Annotated in this window: 20 protein-coding genes; 10 read left to right on the top strand and 10 right to left on the bottom strand. The window is 63.8% G+C overall.

All coding sequences use genetic code 11. The features are described 5' to 3' along the window. Positions 1–243 precede the first annotated feature (243 nt). Positions 244–1536 carry a hypothetical protein gene (locus O6Y00_RS00770; RefSeq protein ID WP_353440770.1) on the bottom strand — a complete coding sequence of 431 codons (1293 nt, stop codon included), beginning with the start codon at positions 1534–1536 and terminating at the stop codon, positions 244–246. Continuing rightward, positions 1533–3929, bottom strand: coding sequence for a DEAD/DEAH box helicase (locus O6Y00_RS00765; RefSeq protein WP_353440769.1), 2397 nt, complete (start codon positions 3927–3929; stop codon positions 1533–1535). The genes O6Y00_RS00770 and O6Y00_RS00765 overlap by 4 nt, the downstream gene beginning before the upstream one ends. Positions 3930–4226: 297 nt before the next feature. Here O6Y00_RS00765 and O6Y00_RS00760 point away from each other — a divergent pair, with 297 nt between their 5' ends. Beyond that, a complete protein-coding gene (locus O6Y00_RS00760; protein WP_353440768.1) occupies positions 4227–4883 on the top strand; it encodes a hypothetical protein in 657 nt (218 codons plus the stop codon). 21 nt (positions 4884–4904) lie between these two features. Here O6Y00_RS00760 and O6Y00_RS00755 read toward each other — a convergent pair whose 3' ends face one another. Then, positions 4905–5042 carry a hypothetical protein gene (locus tag O6Y00_RS00755; protein ID WP_353441410.1) on the bottom strand — a complete coding sequence of 46 codons (138 nt, stop codon included), beginning with the start codon at positions 5040–5042 and terminating at the stop codon, positions 4905–4907. 336 nt (positions 5043–5378) lie between these two features. Here O6Y00_RS00755 and O6Y00_RS00750 point away from each other — a divergent pair, with 336 nt between their 5' ends. Further along, entirely contained in the window at positions 5379–5684 is a 306-nt protein-coding gene (locus O6Y00_RS00750) for a hypothetical protein (protein WP_353441376.1), read from the top strand. Here the strand turns inward: O6Y00_RS00750 and O6Y00_RS00745 are convergent. Both O6Y00_RS00745 and O6Y00_RS00740 read right to left on the bottom strand, forming a co-directional pair. Next, positions 5587–5928 (bottom strand): DUF2958 domain-containing protein, encoded by a 342-nt coding sequence (locus O6Y00_RS00745; RefSeq protein WP_353440767.1) that lies wholly within the window; start codon positions 5926–5928, stop codon positions 5587–5589. The two genes, O6Y00_RS00750 and O6Y00_RS00745, sit on opposite strands and share 98 nt — an antisense overlap. 86 nt (positions 5929–6014) lie before the next feature. Next, positions 6015–7160: an aminotransferase class V-fold PLP-dependent enzyme gene (locus tag O6Y00_RS00740; RefSeq protein WP_353440766.1), complete on the bottom strand. Its 1146-nt coding sequence runs from the start codon at positions 7158–7160 to the stop codon at positions 6015–6017. Between the two features lie 89 nt (positions 7161–7249). Between O6Y00_RS00740 and dndB the strand changes: the two genes are divergently transcribed. From dndB to O6Y00_RS00710, 6 genes are all read left to right on the top strand, one after another. Next, positions 7250–8326: a DNA sulfur modification protein DndB gene (gene dndB, locus O6Y00_RS00735; protein WP_353440765.1), complete on the top strand. Its 1077-nt coding sequence runs from the start codon at positions 7250–7252 to the stop codon at positions 8324–8326. After that, a complete protein-coding gene (dndC, locus tag O6Y00_RS00730; protein ID WP_353440764.1) occupies positions 8319–9836 on the top strand; it encodes a DNA phosphorothioation system sulfurtransferase DndC in 1518 nt (505 codons plus the stop codon). Before dndB ends, dndC begins: the two co-directional genes overlap by 8 nt. Continuing rightward, the gene (gene dndD / locus O6Y00_RS00725; RefSeq protein WP_353440763.1) at positions 9833–11830 is read left to right on the top strand and encodes a DNA sulfur modification protein DndD; all 1998 of its coding nucleotides are present in this window, start codon (positions 9833–9835) and stop codon (positions 11828–11830) included. Before dndC ends, dndD begins: the two co-directional genes overlap by 4 nt. Then, complete coding sequence (dndE, locus tag O6Y00_RS00720) at positions 11811–12200, top strand: DNA sulfur modification protein DndE (protein ID WP_353440762.1); 390 nt, start codon at positions 11811–11813, stop codon at positions 12198–12200. Before dndD ends, dndE begins: the two co-directional genes overlap by 20 nt. Positions 12201–12211: 11 nt before the next feature. Further along, positions 12212–13678, top strand: coding sequence for a DNA phosphorothioation-associated putative methyltransferase (locus O6Y00_RS00715; RefSeq protein WP_353440761.1), 1467 nt, complete (start codon positions 12212–12214; stop codon positions 13676–13678). 419 nt (positions 13679–14097) lie between these two features. Continuing rightward, the gene (locus tag O6Y00_RS00710; protein WP_353440760.1) at positions 14098–14532 is read left to right on the top strand and encodes a hypothetical protein; all 435 of its coding nucleotides are present in this window, start codon (positions 14098–14100) and stop codon (positions 14530–14532) included. A gap of 123 nt (positions 14533–14655) precedes the next feature. Here O6Y00_RS00710 and O6Y00_RS00705 read toward each other — a convergent pair whose 3' ends face one another. The 4 genes from O6Y00_RS00705 to O6Y00_RS00690 all read right to left on the bottom strand — a co-directional run bounded on the left by O6Y00_RS00705 (position 14656) and on the right by O6Y00_RS00690 (position 17197). Continuing rightward, a complete protein-coding gene (locus tag O6Y00_RS00705; RefSeq protein ID WP_353440759.1) occupies positions 14656–15222 on the bottom strand; it encodes a hypothetical protein in 567 nt (188 codons plus the stop codon). A gap of 206 nt (positions 15223–15428) precedes the next feature. Then, positions 15429–15911 carry a hypothetical protein gene (locus O6Y00_RS00700; RefSeq protein ID WP_353440758.1) on the bottom strand — a complete coding sequence of 161 codons (483 nt, stop codon included), beginning with the start codon at positions 15909–15911 and terminating at the stop codon, positions 15429–15431. Positions 15912–16283: 372 nt separating this feature from the next. After that, a complete protein-coding gene (locus O6Y00_RS00695; RefSeq protein ID WP_353440757.1) occupies positions 16284–16520 on the bottom strand; it encodes a helix-turn-helix domain-containing protein in 237 nt (78 codons plus the stop codon). Beyond that, on the bottom strand, positions 16520–17197 hold the full coding sequence (locus tag O6Y00_RS00690) for a hypothetical protein (protein WP_353440756.1): 678 nt from the start codon (positions 17195–17197) through the stop codon (positions 16520–16522). The genes O6Y00_RS00695 and O6Y00_RS00690 overlap by 1 nt, the downstream gene beginning before the upstream one ends. 33 nt (positions 17198–17230) lie before the next feature. Between O6Y00_RS00690 and O6Y00_RS00685 the strand changes: the two genes are divergently transcribed. Next, a complete protein-coding gene (locus O6Y00_RS00685; protein ID WP_353440755.1) occupies positions 17231–17920 on the top strand; it encodes an acyloxyacyl hydrolase in 690 nt (229 codons plus the stop codon). A 402-nt stretch (positions 17921–18322) separates the two neighbouring features. On the opposite strand, the gene O6Y00_RS00680 is transcribed toward O6Y00_RS00685, so the two are convergent. Beyond that, positions 18323–18484, bottom strand: coding sequence for a hypothetical protein (locus tag O6Y00_RS00680; protein WP_353441409.1), 162 nt, complete (start codon positions 18482–18484; stop codon positions 18323–18325). Here O6Y00_RS00680 and O6Y00_RS00675 point away from each other — a divergent pair. Next, positions 18410–19774 carry an IS1182 family transposase gene (locus O6Y00_RS00675; protein ID WP_353440754.1) on the top strand — a complete coding sequence of 455 codons (1365 nt, stop codon included), beginning with the start codon at positions 18410–18412 and terminating at the stop codon, positions 19772–19774. The two genes, O6Y00_RS00680 and O6Y00_RS00675, sit on opposite strands and share 75 nt — an antisense overlap. Positions 19775–19874 lie beyond the last annotated feature (100 nt).

The raw sequence follows: 19874 nt of genomic DNA, 5'->3' as shown, positions 1-19874 counted from the left end.
CCTACAACTCCGTTGGAAACCGGGTCGGATTTGGATACATTCTTTATGGAAGCCGCTGTCGCTTTGCCGTCAGCGGGACACCCTATTTTGGGCCTCCCTGCTCTCGGCCAGGCAAGTTACCAAGGACCGACACGTCCACCGGCGTCCCCTCTCCGCTACGCATGTCGCTATGACTGATTGGCCGATGGCTGACCCTTGACGGTCGTCGAGCCCCGTTTCCCGACGACCGATCCTACGACTGCGTCACTCCTGGGCGTTGTCCTCGATGAACTTGATGTACTTGCCGATCTGGTTGACCGCCTGGTCGAGCATCGGGCGAAGATGCTCGCCCTGGGCGATCAGCGTATCCAGCTTGATCTGCTTCAGTCCGGTCAGGAGGTCGTTAAGCGCCTTGATCGGAGTGTTCTGCTCGCGGTGCGAGTCGGCTTCCCGGCCTAGACGCCATACAGGAGTCGCATCCTCCGGGGTGGCGATGCTCAGCCGGCGCGCGAGATTGGTCGTGCCGGACTTGGCGTCGTAGCGGGCGATCTTCTGCCAGAGGCGGATGTCTTCGGCCTTCTGCAGGACGTTCTCGTTGATGGCGTCCGGATCGTCGCCGGTGGTCTCCCTCGGTTTCGAGAACGCCCACTGGAACAACGCCTCCTCGCCTTCTTCCGACAGTTCGAGACGATCAGCCGTGAATCCGAACTCGTCGCGTGCATGCTTGCTCGCGAGGATGTTGTCGAAGAAGTACTGGTCGCCATCGCCGAGCTTGTTGCCCGCGGCCTCGATCCGCTCCTCGTAGTTCAACCGGAAGTGGCTGAAGGCCGATACGGCTTGGATGTCCTTGCGGATCTGATCCGGCTTCAGCGGGAGCTCCGTTGCGATCTGGTCGAGAATCGACTGCTCGAGGCGAAGCGGCTCGTCCTCACCGTGCTTGTCGTAGTAGGCGCTCTCGTACAGCGAGATGATGTACAGGTTGGTGGCGTAAGGCCCCCATCCCTTTGCGGGCATCACGTGACGCACGCCGAGAAGACGGGGCAGCTTGACCCGCAACTGCGCGGCGTCGCTCGCGATGACCGGATAGACAGTGACGGTCCGCGTGTCGGCGATCAGCTGCTTGATCTTTCCGATCAGCACCTTCTGGGGATTCACCTGCGACTGGGGAGCGCCTGCCTTGACGAGACGGTCCAGGCGCTTCTCCTCCTTTTCGAGGCGATCAGGCAGTTTCTTGAGAAGGGATACCCGAGTGTTTCCCTCCACGACGATGTGACCCTTGCCGCTCGGATGCTCCCAGACGAGAATCTGGTCGACCGGCGTCCAACCCTGTTCGATGATGGACGCTTCGAGATCGGCCGCCTTGTACTTGTCGTAGACCTCGACGACGAGGCGCGCCTGAAGGGTGGGGTCGAAGATCGCGTCGGGATCCGCGTAGCCAGGGGCCGGTTTCGGCGCGATGCGCGGATTGTTGGGATCGAGCGCGATCTGATCCAGCGGGAGTTCGAACGGCTTGCCCATGTCGAGCTGCCGGGGCTGCAAGGCGGTTGCCTTTTTCATGCTACGGTCCTTTCGGTATTTCCCGGCAGCGCCAGGGTGAGATGATACAGCCCTTCGTCCGACAGCAGCCTGTCTGCACGAAGAAGGTGGGTCATTGGAAGACGCGGTGGTGCCAGTCTTGCTCGGATTGCCTCCAACTGCGCCAACTGCGCGGCCGGTTCGACCAGTCGAAGCTCGTCGCGCATGGTCGCAAGCCAGACCTCGAGGTCGCCCCATGTCCCGGCATCGAGAAGCAGGCCTTCCGCACCGCCGAACGGTAGCGGGGTCTTGATCGCCATCGAGAAGGCGGCGGGATCCGAAGCATACGCGCGCTCGAGCGCACCACGGTTGTGGCAGTCCGCCAGGAACGCGGACAGCATGCCCGGCAAGGCCGGTCGGTAGCGTAGCGTCACGTAGTGCAACCACGTCGTGCTATGGTTCCGCGCATAGCCCCGGTTGCCCTGCGCCGGCCCCGGTGCCCGCGTGAGCTCCTCGTGGGCGAAGTAGGCGGCCGTCAGCACGCCGGTCAGCTGCCGCCTGAGGCGCTGATCCGTGGCGGACAGCCCAAGCCCCGGTCCGAGCACGTCGAGGAATTCGGTCGGGTCCGAGCGCTGGGCGCCCATCAGGCTGAACCGGTTGTACACGGCGCGGAACACCGTGGAGTTCTGAGGCGTCTCGACGAACACCCCCCAGCGGGCTTCCGAGTCGAAGCGCTCGGCCTCGCCGAAGTAGGGAAGCCCGTAGAACATGAGGCGCGGCGGTTCGTCCGGACTGCATGCGGCGATTGCTGCCATCGCGTCGCTGCGGGAGCGTCCGTCGACCCGGTGGCCGGCGAGGAGCTCCGCCGCTATCGCAAGCATCTCGCCGTTGTCCGCGAAGTCGATGTCGCGCAATTCCGGCAGCAGACGGTCGTCGATCTCCTGATAGAGCCAGCGCTGGTCGAAGCGATAGACGAGGTCCGGGTTGTTGGCCTGGACCACGAAGGCTCTGGTCTTTCCGGGCGAGTATCGGACGCACCGGCCGGCCGCCTGCATCAGCTTGATGACGCTCTCGGTCCGGTAGGTGATCACGACCGCATCGATCTGCGGATCGTCGTAACCCTCGAGGAGCATCTGGGCGGAAATGACTATCCCGCGCGATTTGGCGCCGAAGAGTGCGAGGAAGTCCTCGGTTTCGAGCCCATGGGAATTGTGCCCGCCGCCGACGAAACCGACGTCCGCCGGCTTGAGCGGATGCGCCGGAGCGGAATCGATCGCGACCACCAGGCGTTCGTGCAGTTCCCGCATCTGCTCCAGGCGGGTGACGAGCACCATGGTCTTGATGAACCGGTCCGCGCTCTCGGTGACGAGCATGTCGACGAGGTTGCCCATCGTTTCGTCCGACAGGGAGAAGTCGGGCACGTCGAACGGTTCGAACTGCGGAGTTATGATCACCCCGCGTTCGGCGAGCTCCCTGTAGGTGATGGTGAACGCGATCTCGTCGATGCCGATCGGCACGAGGTCCGGCCGGTTGGGCGTTGCAGTGAGCAGCAGCACCGGGAAGGCGTGCTTCGCGTCGAAGATCGGCTGATACGTCGCCGCTGCAGCATGATGCGCTTCGTCGACGACGACGAGCGCGAGACCGCTACCGTCCGCCAACACCGTCGCGGCGTCGCCGACCATCGTGAACGCGACCCTCGATGCCAGCGCGGCGGCGCCCGGTGGAAGCGCATCGGGGTGTTCCTCGATGAGCTTGGTCAACTCGCGGTGAGCCTGCGAACGGAGCGACCGCCGGTGGGTGATCCAGACGGCGCGGGACTTAGTGGACGTTTCGCGCGCGAGAATCTCCAGAATGATGCGAAACGCCGTGCGCGTCTTTCCCGCTCCTGTCGGCAGGACGAGACCGATGTTACCTCCGGGACGACGCCGGATGGCGTCCAGGCACTGTGCGACCGCATCGTTCTGAAAGGACCAGTCGGGACCCGGGCGTACGGGGTAGTCCGAAGCCTCCGGCTTGAGTTCCCGTACGCCTACCGACATCGAAAGCGCCAACCGCACGGCCGCTGGCGGCATCGCCAGCTTGTCGGCGAGCACGGCGACGTCCAGCGGCCCGCCGCCGTTGGCGGCCAACGCCCGCGCAGCCGCATCGCCGAGCCTGGCACGATCGTTTGCCCGCTGATCGACGCTGCGCGGACCCAGGGTTTCGGCTGCGAGCCTGAGCGCCTCGAAGGTCTGCTCGTTCAGCCCACGGGTCGCATCGTCGGACAGAGCGGCGTGGATGCGGTTGGCGTGCAGTGTCGCACCGCCGACATCGCGCAGCACGTCGTTGAGCGCCTTGGTGACGGCCGAGACGCTACCGGCTTCGAAGTACAGAGGTACCAGCAGGTCGTCCACGACCGCTTGAACCTCGGGTGTGCCCACACCGTAACGCGCCATGCTAAAACCTCCGTCTATCGTGCGCCTTGTAATGGCACGTATTACAAAACGCAATTGTTATGGAACGGATGATCCATTCGTTCCGAATTGCGCGTAAAAGAGGTTGCGGCTAGGTTGCGGACGTGCTTAACCGCAATCTGTCCACTGCATCGTCAGGGGGTGATGTGTTTTCGAGTCGCCTAGAACGGCGAAACCCCGCGAGGGCCTCCTTATGGAGGTTGTCGCGGGGCTCTGGGGTCCGACTCCATGTACCCGGAAGGGGCATAGACGGTCATCGGCTCACGCGGAGTAGATAGAATGGCGACCGTTAGGAATCAACTACCGAATATCCACACTTTCGCGAGCGTGATTCCGCCGGCGCGCGCGACCGTCTTCCTGCGTGCCGCGGGCGGCAATCCCGAGCGCGCCTTGGCTCTGCATGATTGGAACGAAGCCGTCGGGGCGGCCTTCTACCCCTCCCTACAAAAGGTCGAACTCGGCCTTCGGGCAAAGGTCGGGGCGGCGATGGAGGCGACGTGGGGATCGGACTGGTTCGCGGACCCCGATTTTCTGCGGATCAACGACTACGCTGTCCACAAGGAGGTCGCCACGGCGATCGGCCGCCTGAAGGCGCGCGAAGCCAACGTGGATGCCGACGGTTTGTCGGATAAGGCTTCCTTTGGCCTGTGGGTCGGGTTGCTGCGCCCGATCTTCAATCCGCCGGTTTGGATGACGCAGCTTCGCACGTCGTTTCCCGCCCTTCCCGCGACGGTGGGCCGTCATGAACTCGCGTCGCTGGCATCGCATGCCGCGAACCTGCGCAACCGCATCGATCATCACGAAACGTTGATCGGCCTCGACCTGTCGGCCGACCATGCCGACGTGATGACCCTCCTCGGCTGGATCGACCGCCCCCTTGCCGCCCGCGCCCGGACGACCTGCACCGTGCGGCAGCTGCTGCGCGCCAAGCCCTAGGCCGTGGTCGCGGCAGGCACCCTATGGTCGCGCGCCGAGACCATTCTGGCCTTCGACGTCGCCATGACGAACGGCAGGGTCGATTCCCACGATGAGGTTGCCCGCGATCTTTCCCGGCTTCTTCGCGAAGCCGGGGATCACACCGTCGCGGCGCGCCACCGCAACCTACACGGCGTGACGTGCAAGGTGCGCCGACTGGCGGAACTCATTCAGGGGCGCGCGCCTCGCGGGGGAGCCCGGCTGGAGAGGGCCGTTTGCGAAGAGTTCGCCGGTCGGCCCAACGCCCTTGCCGCAGCCGTCGCCGAAGCCAAGGCCGAACTTGCCGCACGTGCGCTCCTGGAACCGTCCCGCGGTCCGGCGCCGGCCTTCGGCGATATCGTCGTCGTCCGTCGCGACGGTCCGACATACGTCTACCTCGCCCGCTTGCATGGCGTCGTCCTGGAGGACGGAAGACTGCTGGCGAAGATCGGTCGGAGTTCGAATGTCGCACGCCGCATGAGCGAGCTGGATGGCGGCCTGCCCGGCCCGCTCGGCATCCGATGGAAACCCGTCGCGGCATGGCGGTACCGCGACGCAGACAACGCGCACGCCGCCGAACAGGCCTTGCTGGCGCGATGCGCAGCCGCCGGTTGCTCGGCGGGGGGAGAGTTCATCGCCGTGGATCAAGGTGGACTGGACGACATCGTCGACACCGGCCCCCGGTTCACCGGACGATGCGACCGGCCGCCGTCGCCCAACGGCCGAGCTCGGCGAGTGTCGCGCGTGGTACGAAGGCGAGATCGCGCTCGACGGACAGGTTGAGCGCGCCCCTCAACATCGCCAACTCGGCCAGATCGAAACTGCCCAACTCGGGCACCCCGACGCCGATGTCCGCCAGCCCATAGGCGATGCCGGTGTTGCCGGGATCGAGCTCGCCGACAAGCCAGACGCCGGGCCCGTCCGGCTGGAACAGGCGCGCGATCGGTATGATCGACTCGTCGTCCAGAGCCTTCGCACCCGCTTCGAGCAGCCGCATGCGCTCGGCCTGCGTGAACCAAATCTCCATCTTTTTTCTCCGGATCACCATGATCCAGAAATCGGCACCGTTCGTGCCCTCACTGCCGCGACGACATCCGTCGATCGGCCGGCGCTTCAGATCCGCAGATCGTCCATCCGGGCGACGATCTCGGTCCAGGGGATCGGTCCGGTGTCATGACACCACGAGAGCCTAACCGTGCCGGCGACCTCGTCGGGGTCGAGCCCCATCGCCAGCATGACGTGACTAGGCTCGTACCGGGCCGACGTGCACGCCGACCCGTTCGACAGCGCGACGAGCCCCTTCAGCGCGACCATGACCGCCTCGGAGTCCACACCGGGAATGGCGAAGCTCAGGATGTTCGCGAGCGGATCCGATCCACCGTGGACGGTCGGCGCCAGAGGGGCGAGCGCCGTGAGGGCTTCGCTCCTGACGGCGGCGCAACGGGCCGTTCGCGCCGGCTCCTCGGCAATCGCGATTTCGGCGGCGAGACCGAAGCCCGCGATCAGCGGCACCGGCTGGGTGCCCGGCCGTATCCCGAACTCCTGCCCCCCGCCGACCATCAGCGGCGTGAGCGGCGGCCGCCTCATTCCCCGCCGTCTCGCGACCAGGGCACCCACGCCCTTCGGTCCGAAGACCTTGTGCCCACTGAGGCTCACGAGGTCGATCCGCGCATCCCGCAGCTCGCTCGTGCGACGGCCGAAGGTCTGGGCCGCGTCGACGTGCAGATAGGGTCCGTCCTGAGCCAGTCCGGCGGCGATCGCCCCGATGGGCTGGATCGCGCCGGTCTCGTTGTTGGCGTGCATGACGCTGACCGCCAGCGTATCCTGGCGTACGGCGGCCAGCACGGCATCGGCGGACACTTCGCCGGCGCGGTTCGGCGCGATGCGGGTTATGGTGAAACCCCTCGCCTCCAGCCGTGCCAGTGGTTCGAGGACCGCCTTGTGCTCGACCGCGGTGGAGACGATGTGGCGGCATCCGGTCGCTTCGCCGTGATCGGCGAGGCCGAGAATGGCTATGTTGTCGCTCTCGGTCGCACCGCTCGTGAATACGATCTCGTCGGACGCCGCGGCCACGCAGGCGGCGATCTGATCCCTGGCGCGAGAGACGTGCCGCGAGGCGTCGAGCCCGAACTCGTGCGTCCGGCTCCCGGCGTTCCCGTACTCGAGCGTCATGAGCCGTAGAACCAGTTCGCCGACCCTGGGGTCGGTCGCCGTCGTGGCCGCGTTATCTAGGTAGATAGACTGAGACGAACTATGCATGATACGGGTCCGAAGTTCGCTTCGCTCATTGACGAAGTGCCGGTATTCGGCTTACATAGCGGTCATGGTACAAGTGCGATAGGGCGAACATGGATCCCGCTTTCGAATACGCCTTTCCGGCGATCCGCGGCGTGCAGGCCAAGCGGCAATTCTACGTGTCGATGTGCCCGTTGCGTCTGATCCCGAGACTCTTCCTCTTCAATGAGGCGGAGATGGTGCCCGAGCTGCGGGCGCAGCGCCAGCTGAACAAGCAACGCCTGCCGGAGATCGCGCGCTACATCGCCGAGAACCGGGACAGCTACGTCTTCTCCGCGATCACCGCCTCGGTCGATGCCGACGTGCGCTTTGACCCGCACGAAGGCTCGACGGATCTGGGCGTGCTTCACGTGCCAATGGACGCGCGCTTCATCATCAACGACGGCCAGCACCGGCGTGCGGCGATCGAGATGGCGCTTGCGCAGTGCCCCGACCTCGGAGACGAGAGCATCTCGGTCGTGTTCTTCATGGACCGCGGGCTCGAACGCTGCCAGCAGATGTTCGCCGATCTCAACCGCTACGCGATCAGACCGTCCACGTCGCTCAACGTTCTATACGACCAGCGCGATCGCAAGGCGCGACTGGCCAAGCTCGTCGTCGAGCGCCTGCCGGGCATGAAGCCCCTGGTGAACCTCGAGCGCTCGAATCTCGCCAAGGGATCAAAGCATCTGCTGACGCTGAGCGCCCTGTTCACCGCGACGAACACGCTGCTGGAGAACCAGGATCTGGGCGATGATGAGGAGGAGGTCGTCGTATCCTTCTGGTCGGCCGTGCTGGGCGAGCTCGATGGCTGGCGTGACGTCGGCGAAGGGCGGATGACGGCTGGGACCTTCCGCGAGACCAATCTGCACGGGCAGGCTGTCGTTCTCGATGCGCTGGGTCGGGTCGGCAACTCGCTGCTCGGCGACCCGCGACCCTGGGTGGAGAAGCTCAAGGGCTTGGGAGCGATCCGCTGGCGTCGGGACGATCCCCAGTGGGAAGGTCGGGCCATGATCGGCGGCGTCGTCAACAAGGGTCGTCAGAGCGTCATCATGACTGCGGCCGTCATCAAAACCAGGCTTGGCCTTCCGCTTGGCGCCGACGAGCGTCGGGCCGAACACGCATTGAATCGAGGCGATCTTGTTGCTTGACCCAACCCCTGCCCCCCGCGTCGGGGCGTTCGCCGATCTCGGCTTCAAGGCCACCGTCGCACGGCTGATCGAGGAGATCGCCGATCTGTACCAGGCCGATGCCATCCCCTGGGTCATCGGCTACAGCGGCGGAAAGGATTCCACCGCCACGCTGCAGCTCGTGTGGATGGCGTTGTCGCGGCTTCCCGTCGAAGCGAGGTCGAAGCCGGTATACGTCATCAGCACGGATACGATGGTGGAGAACCCGGTCGTCGCCGCCTGGGTCGCGCGGTCGCTCGACCACATGGCCAAGGCCGCGATCGAAGCCGGCCTCCCCTTAACCGCCCACCGCCTCACCCCCAAGGCCACCGACACCTTCTGGGTGAACCTGATCGGCCGCGGCTATCCCGCGCCGCGACCGAAGTTCCGCTGGTGCACCGAACGCCTGAAGATCAACCCGTCGAATCAGTTCATCTCCGACGTGGTCAAGGCCAACGGCGAGGCCATCGTCGTTCTGGGCATGCGCAAGACCGAAAGTCAGGCCAGGGCCAAGGTCATGGAGCGCCTCGAAGGTGGACGCGCCCGCGATCTTCTTTCGCCGAATGCCAGCCTGCAGAACTCGTTCGTCTACACGCCGGTCGAGAACTGGACGAACGACGACGTCTGGACGTTCCTGATGCAGGTTCGCAACCCCTGGGGGTTCGCGAACAAGGATCTGCTGACGATGTACCAGGGGGCGTCCGCCGACGGCGAATGCCCCCTGGTGATCGACTCGTCGACCCCGAGCTGCGGCGACAGCCGGTTCGGATGCTGGGTCTGCACGCTGGTCGAACGCGATCGTTCGATGACCGCGATGATCCAGAACGACCAGGAGAAGGAGTGGATGCTCCCGCTCCTCGAGTTGCGTAACGAACTGGACGAGGACGACCGCCACCTTCGGGACTTCAGGCGGATGAACGGATCGGTCCAACTCTACAAGGACCGCGTCATCCCAGGACCGTACACGCAGGCGGCCCGCGAGCACTGGCTCGCGAAGGTGCTCCAGGCCCAGCATCACATCCGCGTTCACGGACCTCCCGAAATGGAGGAGTTCGAGTTGCTCACGATGGCGGAGTTGACCGAGATCCGCCGGCTATGGGTCATCGAGAAGCACGAGCTGGAGGACAGTCTTCCCGGAATTTACGAACGCGAGACGGGCGTCGCATTCCCGGGTGGGCGCCTCGACGACAACATGGCGCTCGGTGCGGAGGAGATGGCGCTGCTGCGCGAGATCTGCGACGATGATCTCCACTTCCAATTGACGCGCGAACTGCTCGACGTGGAACGTCAGCATAGGACCATGGGACGACGCCACGGGCTGTTCAAGGCACTCGACAAAGCGTTCCGGCGCGGTGCGCACGACAGCGCCGAGGAGGCGGAGGGCCGCGCATTGGATCGTCGCGACATCCTCGACGACGCGCGCGCCGAAGCCGGGGAACTGCCGCTGCCGTTCATGGTGGGGCTGTCGAGCGCGAATGGGACCATCCAGTGATACTGGACGAACTCGTCCTGCATGACTTCGGCGTCTACGGCGGACGTCAGTCGCTAACGCTCACGCCGAGTTCGCCGGACCAGCCGATCGTACTCGTCGGCGGCCTGAACGGCGGCGGCAAGACGACGATACTCGAGGCCCTGCAACTGTGCCTCTTCGGTGGAGCGGCCCCGTCGGCGGCCAGGTCCGTCGGCGGCTACGAGGAACATCTGCGGCGGCGCATCCACCGTGGAACAGGCGTCCAGGAGGCCGGGGTGGAACTGGCGTTCCGTCACACGTCGAACGGCGTCGAGCAATCGTACCGCGTCGTGCGGTCATGGACCATCGGACGCGGCGGTTCGTGCCGCGAGACGCTGGAGATACTGCGTGACGGAAAGCTCGACAGGCTCGCGACCGACAATTGGGCGGAGCAGGTCGAGGAGTTCATGCCCGCGCGCATCGCCAGCCTGTTCCTGTTCGACGGCGAGAAGGTGGAGAGCTATGCGGATCCGGAAGAGGCGCCGGCTCTGATAGCGACGGCGGTTCACAATCTGCTCGGACTGGACATCGTCGAACGCCTGGCGACCGACCTGTCGGCGCTGGAGCGTCGGAAGCGCGTCGACGCAAGCGGTTTGCAGGTCGTCACGCCAGCGGACGAGGCACGGGTCGAGTTGGAAGGACGTCGCGAACAGCGGCTCGCACTTCAGCGCGAGCTGGCGGCGGGCAACGACGCCCTCGACCGTGCCAATCGCGACCTGCGGGCGGCCGACGAGCGTTTCAAACGTGAGGGCGGCGACCTGTACGAAAGACGGCAGATGCTCGAGGCGAACGCTGAGACGGCTGCACGCCAGCGGACGGACGAGGAGCGGCAGTTGCGGGAGTTGGCCGCGGGAGCAGCCCCCTTGGTGATGGTCCAGGAACTGCTGGCGGCCGTCGCCGAACGGGATCGTCACGAGCACGAGACGGCAAGTGCTGCCGGTTTGGCCGCGATCCTGGAGGACGAGCATTCCGCCATCCTCGAACTTCTGCATGTTGCGGCACTCGCGCCGACCGCTCGGTCCGAGATCGAGGCAGTTCTCGCAAGCCGTCGTGAACAGCACGCGCGGACCGGAGCACGCAACGTTCACCTGGCGCTGTCGTCCGATGCGAAGCTCGCCTTGAACGGCCTTACCGGTGATGCGATCGGTGAACTTCGCGGAGACGTCGAAGCAGCGGTGGCGCGGGCGCTGGATGCTCGGCGTGCTGACGCGGATGCCGGCGCGGCGCTCGCAGCGATACCGAGCGCGGGCGATCTCGAAGAACTGTCGGCGACGCGGATTGCGCTGCAATCGGAGGTTACCAGGCTCGAACGGGCGAAATCCGCTTTCGAGACCGCGCTTGCGGATGCTGATCGCGACATCGCCCAACTGCGCGAACGAGAGGCCCGATTGGCCGAGGCCGATGCTCTGGAGCGGTTCAAGGGGGAGGATGCCGACCGCGTGCTGCTGCACTCGGCACGGGTGCGCGGCACCCTGCTCCGCTTCCGCGAAGCCGTCATCGCGCGGCACGTGTCGCGGATCGAGGCTCTGGTGCTCGAAAGCTTCCAGCGGTTGGTTCGCAAGCCGGGGCTGATAAGCGGGCTCGCGATCGACCCCGTCACCTTCGCGTTGCAGCTGACGGCCGGCGATGGCCATGTGATGGCGCCGAGCCAATTGTCGGCAGGCGAACGCCAGCTGCTTGCCGTGGCCATCCTCTGGGGCTTGGCGAAGGCGTCGGGACGGCCCCTTCCCACCGTCATCGACACCCCGCTGGGGCGCCTCGACTCCCATCATCGTTCGCGACTGGTGGAGCGGTACTTCCCGCACGCCAGTCATCAGGTGATCCTGCTGTCGACCGACGAGGAGATCTCCGGACCTTACCACGCCGCCCTGCTTCCACGGATCGGCCGAAGCTACCGACTGGAGTTCGACGAGGCCACGCGTCGGACGGTGATCGAGGACGGCTACCTCCAGGGAGATGCCCGCCGTGTCGCTTGAACATATTCGTCTATCGAAGCAGGCTCGGGAGCAGTTGATCCGGCTGAAGAGGCATACAGGGATCGAGCACTGGAACGTGCTATGTCGCTGGGCCTTCTGCCGATCACTTGCGGAGCCGAACGTGCCTCCACCGTCACGGATACCGGCGGACAGCAACGTCGAGATGTCGTGGCGGGTCTTCGGCGGGCGAAACCATGAGATCTATCTCGCCCTGCTGAAGGAACGCTGTCTACGCGATGGCTTCGAACTCGACGGGGAGACGCTGGATGGGCAGTTCCGCCTGCATCTGCATCGTGGCATCGCATACCTCGCCGGCGACAAGCGCATCCGCGACGGCGTCGCGGCGTTCGTCGGAACGGCATCGGACTGAAGGGCGCAGGCGTGGAGATTCCCCGCCATCGTACGGCCCTGATCAGGAACGATCTGTCGCGCCCTCTCAGGATCGCGCTGGCTGACGGGCTGCTCGGTGATGACCGGACGTTTCTCGATTATGGATGCGGACGCGGCGGAGATGTAAGGCGTCTCGCCGACGTCGGCATCGAGAGCGTGGGATGGGATCCCGTCCATGCGCCCGAGGGACCAAGGCGGCGCTCCTCGGTCGTTAATCTGGGATACGTGGTGAACGTCATCGAGCGGATCGATGAGCGGCGGGATACGCTTAGACAGGCCTGGACGCTGGCCGAGGAGGTGCTGGTGGTTTCGGCGCGTCTGGTGGATGAGCGACCGGACCGTCCGGCGTCGACGCTGGAGGACGGCGTGGTGACGCGTCTCGGGACGTTCCAGAAGTTCTTCGAACAGTCCGAATTGAAGGCGTGGATCGATCAGGTGCTCGACGTGCAGAGCGTCGCCGCGGCGCCTGGTGTCTTCTACGTCTTCCGACGGGACGACGCGCGCGCGGGGTTCCTGGCAAGCCGTTTCCGGCGGTCGGGTGCCGGCCCCCGCATCGGTGTTTCGGAGCGGTTGACCCTGCAGCACCGCGACCTTCTCGATGCGCTTGCCGCATTTCTGATCGAGCGTGGAAGGCTGCCGATGGCCGACGAGCTGCCGAACCATGACCGTCTCGTGGAAGCGCTGGGCAGCGTCAAGCGGGCCTATCGCCTGCTTGTCTCCATCAGCGATCCAGACGGGTGGGAGGAGGTTCGCAAGGCGCGCGCCGAGGATCTTCTGGTGTATTTCGCACTCGCCAAGTTCGAGGGGCGGCCGCGACTGAGCGAGCTGCCGTTGGACATGCAACGCGATGTGAAGGCGTTCTTCGGCAGCTACGCCGCAGCTTGCGATGTAGCCGACGACCTACTCTTCTCGCTCGGCCAACCAGAACGCCTCGCTGCGGCGCTTGCGGCGACGCCGATTGGGAAGCTTCTGCCGACGGCACTCTACGTCCACGTCGACGCCGTTGCCGAGTTGCCGGTCCTGCTGCGACTGTACGAGGGATGCGGTCGCGCTGTTCTGGGATCTGTCGATGGTGCCACGCTCGTCAAACTGCGGCGCGACGAGCCCAAACTGTCGTACCTGTGCTACCCGGGGTTCGAACGCGTGGCTCACCCCCCGCTCGCTGAATCCGTGTCGATGCATCTGCAGACGTTCAAGGTTCGGACGCGACGATACGACCAGTCGGCCAACCCGCCGATTTTGCATCGCAAGGAAACCTTCGTGGGGTCGTCGCACCCTCTTCGTTCGCGCTTCGAGAGGCTGACGCGGGCCGAGGAGAAGGCTGGTCTGTTCGCCGACACCGCTCGGATCGGCAACCTATCGGGATGGCGGACCGCACTCGACGAAACCGGTGTAGACATCATTGGCCACCGCGTCGTACGTCGAGCAGCCGGACGATCCGGGGCACGTGAGGAGTAACCATGTTTAGCCGGTGGTCCGTAGATGTCGGCCTTGACTAGCACCCGCTGACGGCCGCCGGTCGGTTTCACTTTCCCGAAATCTGTCCCCGACTTAAAGTCCTGAAATTGCCAATTTCAATAGGAAAGACCGGGAAAGATGCTAATTGGCCACCCGACAAAATATGTCCTTTGACACCAAAACTCGACCACTAGCAGCCCGGGCACCTAGCGGCGCGTCATTATTCTGTGACAGGAGTTTTGGCCTAGAACGCTGCATTTTTGACACTGCATTGTCTTCGCCCTCGCGCGCCTCGCCTGCTTTCTCGAAAAGGATCGAGAAACGGGAATCCGGTCAAGGCGACGGCTGGCGGAGTTCGCAGAGCCCGCGTCAATGAAGCGGGGCTGGAAAGCCAGCATCGACCACGATACCAAGATTGGATGGCACCACGAGAATTTAATCTAAAACCACAGGCATCGCTAACCAGCAATGATTTCGCGGATATGCCACTTTGGGCCGGGTATTACGAACCCGATGACGTGAATGCGATAGTTCGCTGGGGGGTTCCGGAGGCACAAGTTCGCGCGGCGCTCAACCGTGTTAATTGGGAAGATGATCATTTCTTTCCCCTTCCGGTAGAAGCCGTCAAATCCCATTGGGGTCGAGGCAAACTTTATGCAGTCACCGCGACCTTTCCGGATGATACCCAGCATTCTGGATACGTAGGCGAAGGGCGCGATTACTTGGTGGTATTCATCGAAGGGAAGCAGCGCGTTCTCAGTGCTCTTTTGCCTGATATCAACCACGGTCTGCCGCTACCCATCCGCGTGAATAACCGCGTGACAGGGGAGCAATGGACCTTCTCAGCGGCGTGAGGACAGCCGGTCGCATGTAGCCGACCGTCCGCTCCCGGCGTCAGTTCTTATGCGGGCACCACGTCGAAGCGGCGAGATGGCTTCTCGCAACGGATCGCGTTTCGAGAATATCGGTCTTGGCAATTATTCATCGGCAGTGACCCGCGTCACCACCAGTTCGTCCGCTGACAACTCATGCCAGCTTGTCGGATCGGCGGGGTCGGTGAACGTCACGAACATCGGCCAGGTCCTGATAACGTCGTCGCGATGATAGGGACCGTCGCTGATGTCGCCGCGCAGGACCTGACGGGGCAGATCGCGCTCCGTTTGAAGGGCGACCGTCGGTTCGTATTTCCCCTTGCCGCTCTCAGACTCGCGCTTGGTGGCCAAGATGGTTGCGACCGCCTCGGGTGGAACATCGTAGATCGGAAGGGCGTAGACAGTGGCTCGCCCGGGTGCGGCAATGGCGACCGGATTATGGTTCGTATGATCCACATGCTGTTTGCGCAGTCCCTCAAGGGCGAAGTCCGATTCATACTTCACCTGGGTAACGGACGAGAACGTCCGCCCGTCCGCATATATCGTAAGACGATACCGGTAGTCGTCGGGTGAATCGATCGAGGCGCACGCCTTCAGCGTTACAAAAAACATCATGCTGACCAGCAGGAACAGAAGCGCCCCGAATACCTCAAAGCTGCCTGCCCACTTCATGGCGATGACTGTAGGGCTTAAAAGCGTGACGAATCGTTAAGCACCGCGGTCCAGACCTGCGGCTGGAGCATAGACGACGAAGCGCCGGGAGTACGGGGGGGCGTAACTGGCGTTTTCACTATTCCAAAAAGGGATCGAAATTCGGGAATGGCCTTACGGCCCCGATTTCAGGAGGGGCAAATGAACACAGACCCATGAAGAGTCCATCAGAACACTTCTTTGAAAATCTCGCACGCACGCATATTTGATTCCCCGGTTATCTGGCTGTCAGCCGCAGGATGCATACATATCCCCGAAGACTGTGTGCCATTGGCCAAAAACACATAGCTTTCGACTATCTGTCCGTCGGCGGACCTAGCAGTAAGAGAAATAATGTAGCCGCCTGACTTGATGGCGGCGGTCAGGGTTACTGGCACCTGAGCAATTTCAAGGCCGGGTATTGTAGTAAAGAGGCACGGCTGATCAATACATCCAAAATCGATAAAACCATGTTGCTCCCGGTAATAACGGCGGATCTGAAGCCGGTGTACCGGCTCGATCTCGGTGACGCCGCTGCACCGCAGTGTCCTGCCGCGGATCGACAGTGGACAGGGCGCGGTCCCGACGTAGGACCCCGGCCCTACGCGATAAGCACCGGTGACTTTGACCGCTCCGCCGGACAGCCGATTAAACAGGCGGTTCAGCGACAACACACTGATCCGGCGCGATTGATCTTGGTCTAATAACTGTCGCGTATTTGATATTAGCGGCCTTACCCCCTTCTGCTTCACCCTCTGAGTTTGTGTCGTAATTGGCGAACTGTCAGATTTGCTGGCCTGAGCACTAGCCACGCCGGAAATGCCGACTGCGAAGATAGAAGGTAAAACGAACCGGAACCATGACAAATCGTATCCCCCGTTAAGAGGCCGCAGCACATGCTCGGGGAGCTGCGTGGTTGCGGGCTCGAAGATTATGAGCCGCGACAATAGAGGCAATCAACACATTCTCGCAAACGAACGGCAGGCGAGAACGGATCGGCGTTCTCAGAATCGATGGTGTTTTGGGAATCGAGTGGGCGGCCCCTACTCGCTGCCGTCGGGACGAAGATCGTCATCCGAGACCTCATAGGCGAGGATGTCGCCTGGCTCGCAGTCAAGATACCGACAGATCGCGGCGAGGGTGGCGAAACGCACGCCCTTGACCTTGCCCGACTTGAGCAACGACAGATTCGATTCCGTAATGCCGATCGCCTCTGCAAGTGCCTTTGAGCGCACCTTGCGGCGGGCCAACATCACGTCGAGATTAACGATGACGGGCATCAGACGAAGTCGGCCAAATCGCGTTCGGCCCGGATACCCGCCTCTAGCGCCCAAGCGGTAGCGTATGCTGCCATCGCCAGCAGCAGCGCCGGCCCGGCGACGGTCAGATCGAGCGCGATAAACCAAGACGCACCGCTCGGTGTGCCTGGGAACAGCAGCATCGCCCGCAAACTGTCGGTCAGCGGCTGCGCAATTGCCCAGAGGACCGCCGAGAGCGCGCCCCGCTTGAGCCAAGGCAAAGCGCGCGCCAGCACGGGCTGGCCGCGTCCTCCAAGCCGCCGCAATGTCAGTCCGACGGCCACGAACAGGAAGACCAGAAAGCCCTCGTCGAACAGGACCAGACCAGCCAGCCCCGCGCGCACGGGTGGCCGGGCGACATAGCCGGCGAAGCGCGCACGCGCCGCGGCGTCGCCGGAAACCGAGGCTCGTTCCGCGTTCGGCAGCAAGCCGCTGAGATCGGTATCCCGATGACACCCCCGCTCGTCGCTGCACGATAACGACCACCCCGGCATGATCGCCTGAGACGCGGCAGCCACGCCCCACATCGTCGCCACCAGCAGGAACACGACCCCGGCAATACGGCAGATGCGCGCCTTTCCAGCCGGAAGAGAATAGCTGTCGTTCACAGTTTTCTTTCTGTTTGACGAATATATTTTGCCAGAATACACCATCCGCATCGGCTGCGCGACAGCTGTTCGCAAAGGGGTCACATGATGTTCTGGAAAAGCAGCGCCATCGGCGCCACTATGGCGCTCGCCTCCACGTCGGCCATGGCGCAGGTTGCTACCTTGCAGCGAGACCGGCCATCGCAATGGGCCGGGTCGGAGGTTGCCGTTGGCGTGCTTCATCATGGCTCGAACTTTCACCCGCTGGGGGAAAAGCTGATATTCGATCTGCCCAAGCTGCCCGCCGGCCAGATATACGAAGGCAGCGAGGAGGATGGCACAGTCGACGTTCAGCTGGTCTACCGCAGCGCGCCTTTGCGGTTCGCCCTGAAACCACGGCTGACCGGGAAATTGCAGGTCAATACCGCTGGCCGCACCAGCTTCGCCAGTCTTGGAGCCGAGTGGCGTCAGCACATCCTACAGGGGCGGATCTATGCGCAGGTCGGGATTGGACTGACCGTTCACGACGGCTATCGCTTTACGCCTGATCCGTTCGAACCCGGCTTGCCGATTAGCGAGGCCAAGCGTCGCTATGGCATCTACCGGACGCGCACGTCATTCGGGTCGCAGATCCTGTTCAACCCGAACGCCTCGTTAGGAGTGCGCTTGAACCCGCGCTGGGCGGTTGAAGCGACGTGGGAACATTTCAGCCATCACCAATGGTTCTCCGACCAGAACCCCGGCATCGACAACTTTGGCTTACGTCTGGTGCACACATTCGGGCCGCACAGATGATCGTTCTTGCAATCGCGCTCATGGGACAGACGGTCTCTCCGCCGACCGAAGTAGCCGAAATTATCGTGACTGCGCGGCGCACGGAGCAGCTCAAGCGGCTCCGTATGACAACCAACTCGACCGCGCGACCGGCGTCACCCGGTGCATCTTCAAGCGTCGCAGCGGTGACCCCGCACTGGACGCAACCGTCTGCACCGCCGTCCTTGCTTGCGTTCCGCAGGTAGAGACGATGGACGAAATGCGTAGTTGTATCACGCCAACGATGGATGTCTTGGTTGCAAAGAATGTACCATGGAGCGCTAAGGCAACGGAAGGCCGTCGGTAGTGTGTGACTGGCTAGATCGTTTCCCGAAAACGAACGCAGACTGTGCGGAAACTCGGTGGCTGATTCCATCGTGTCGCTTACCAGCGTATGCTGTGATCATGGCGTACATCGAGGGTCATGCGCGCGATTAGGCGCTGCTGCTGCCGGCATCGGTCGAGGATTATGTGGCGGCGGATAGTCCGGTTCGGTTCATCGACGCCTTTGTCGATGACCTTGATCTGGGTGAGGCCGGTTTCCATCGCTCGCGGCCGAAGGCGACGGGGCGGCCGGGCTATGCCCCGGGCGACATGCTCAAGCTGTACCTGTACGGCTATCTCAACCGGGTGCGGTCGAGCCGACGGTTGGAAGCGGAGGCGATGCGCAACCTTGAGCTGATCTGGCTGCTGCGCGGGCTGCGGCCGGACTACAAGACCATCGCCGATTTCCGTCGCGACAACCGGAGCGCCTTCAAGGCGGTGTTCCGCGCCTTCGTCATCCTGTGCCGCAAGCTCGACCTGTTCGGCCGCGAGCTGCTGGCGGTGGACGGCACCCGGCTGAAGGCGGTGAACAATCCGGGACGGAACTTCTCCCGCGACAAGCTGGCCAGGTATATCGCCGCGGCCGACGAGCGGCTTGAGGGGTATCTGGTCGAGCTGGATGCCATCGACCGCGGTGAGGACGGCCATGGGCTTGGTCGCGGCGAGGCACTGGCGGCGAAGATCGCCAGGGTGCGTGAGCGGCGGCAGGCGCAGGCGGCGATGCTGGAGCAGCTGACCGCCAGCGGCGAGAGCCAGATCTCGCTGACCGATCGCGATGCGCGCGCGATGGTCGCGGGTCAAAAGACCACGGTCGGCTACAACGCGCAGGTGGCGGTCGATGCGAAGCACAAGCTGATCGTCGAGCAGCACGTCACCAACGCCGCGACCGACATGGGTCTGCTCGCATCCACCGCCGGCGCGGCGAAGGAAGCTCTTGGCGTCGACCGGATCGCTGCCGTGGCGGACATGGGCTATTACAAAGGCGAGGACATCGAGGCATGCGAGGCGGCTGGCATAACGCCTTATGTCGCCCGGCCCGAGCGTGGCAGCGCGATTGCCAACGGCCGCTTTCCCAAGGAGCGCTTCGCTTACGACCCGGCAGCCGATGCCTATCGTTGCCCCGGTGGCCAGCTTCTCGATACCCGCTACCGCTCGGTGACGCGGGGCCATGTCTCGATCCAGTACTCCAGCCCCGCCGCCTGTGCCGCCTGCGCGATCAAGGCACGCTGCACCGGTAGCCGCTGGCGACGCATCAACCGTTGGGAGAACGAGGCGGTGCTCGAGCGCATGGCGAAACGGCTCGCGGCCCGGCCCGGCGTCCTCGCCATACGGCGCGAAACGGTCGAACACCCGTTCGGCTCGATCAAACAGTGGATGAACCAAGGCGTGTTCCTAATGCGCGGGCTGGAGAAGGTCCGCGCCGAGTTCAGCCTGACCGCGCTCGCCTACAATCTCAGGCGGGCCATCACCATCATCGGCATCCCGGGGCTTATCCAGGCAGTGAGGGCCTGATCCACACTGCAAATTGCGCCGACACAGCCCAAGCATGCTCCCCATCGAGCCATTGCGGCACCGGCACAGCCGAAGAACCAAATTTTATCGCCTCTCGATC

This window comes from Sphingomonas faeni, assembly GCF_040407565.1.
In the GTDB taxonomy this organism is placed as follows: Bacteria; Pseudomonadota; Alphaproteobacteria; order Sphingomonadales; family Sphingomonadaceae; genus Sphingomonas; species Sphingomonas faeni_F.
The sequence above is the reverse complement of the archived record's forward strand: the minus strand, read 5'-3'. Positions and strand labels throughout refer to the sequence as shown.

Excerpts from the sequence above, each read along its gene's own strand:
- O6Y00_RS00760 (WP_353440768.1), top strand. The coding sequence starts at position 4,227 with ATGGCGACCGTTAGGAATCAACTACCGAATATCCACACTTTCGCGAGC.
- dndE (WP_353440762.1), top strand. The coding sequence starts at position 11,811 with ATGCCCGCCGTGTCGCTTGAACATATTCGTCTATCGAAGCAGGCTCGG.
- O6Y00_RS00695 (WP_353440757.1), bottom strand. The coding sequence starts at position 16,520 with ATGCCCGTCATCGTTAATCTCGACGTGATGTTGGCCCGCCGCAAGGTG.
- dndB (WP_353440765.1), top strand. The coding sequence starts at position 7,250 with ATGGATCCCGCTTTCGAATACGCCTTTCCGGCGATCCGCGGCGTGCAG.
- O6Y00_RS00680 (WP_353441409.1), bottom strand. The coding sequence starts at position 18,484 with ATGGAAACCGGCCTCACCCAGATCAAGGTCATCGACAAAGGCGTCGAT.
- O6Y00_RS00685 (WP_353440755.1), top strand. The coding sequence starts at position 17,231 with ATGATGTTCTGGAAAAGCAGCGCCATCGGCGCCACTATGGCGCTCGCC.
- O6Y00_RS00745 (WP_353440767.1), bottom strand. The coding sequence starts at position 5,928 with ATGGAGATTTGGTTCACGCAGGCCGAGCGCATGCGGCTGCTCGAAGCG.
- O6Y00_RS00710 (WP_353440760.1), top strand. The coding sequence starts at position 14,098 with ATGGCACCACGAGAATTTAATCTAAAACCACAGGCATCGCTAACCAGC.
- O6Y00_RS00740 (WP_353440766.1), bottom strand. The coding sequence starts at position 7,160 with ATGCATAGTTCGTCTCAGTCTATCTACCTAGATAACGCGGCCACGACG.
- O6Y00_RS00765 (WP_353440769.1), bottom strand. The coding sequence starts at position 3,929 with ATGGCGCGTTACGGTGTGGGCACACCCGAGGTTCAAGCGGTCGTGGAC.
- O6Y00_RS00690 (WP_353440756.1), bottom strand. The coding sequence starts at position 17,197 with ATGCGGATGGTGTATTCTGGCAAAATATATTCGTCAAACAGAAAGAAA.
- O6Y00_RS00705 (WP_353440759.1), bottom strand. The coding sequence starts at position 15,222 with ATGAAGTGGGCAGGCAGCTTTGAGGTATTCGGGGCGCTTCTGTTCCTG.
- O6Y00_RS00770 (WP_353440770.1), bottom strand. The coding sequence starts at position 1,536 with ATGAAAAAGGCAACCGCCTTGCAGCCCCGGCAGCTCGACATGGGCAAG.
- O6Y00_RS00750 (WP_353441376.1), top strand. The coding sequence starts at position 5,379 with ATGAGCGAGCTGGATGGCGGCCTGCCCGGCCCGCTCGGCATCCGATGG.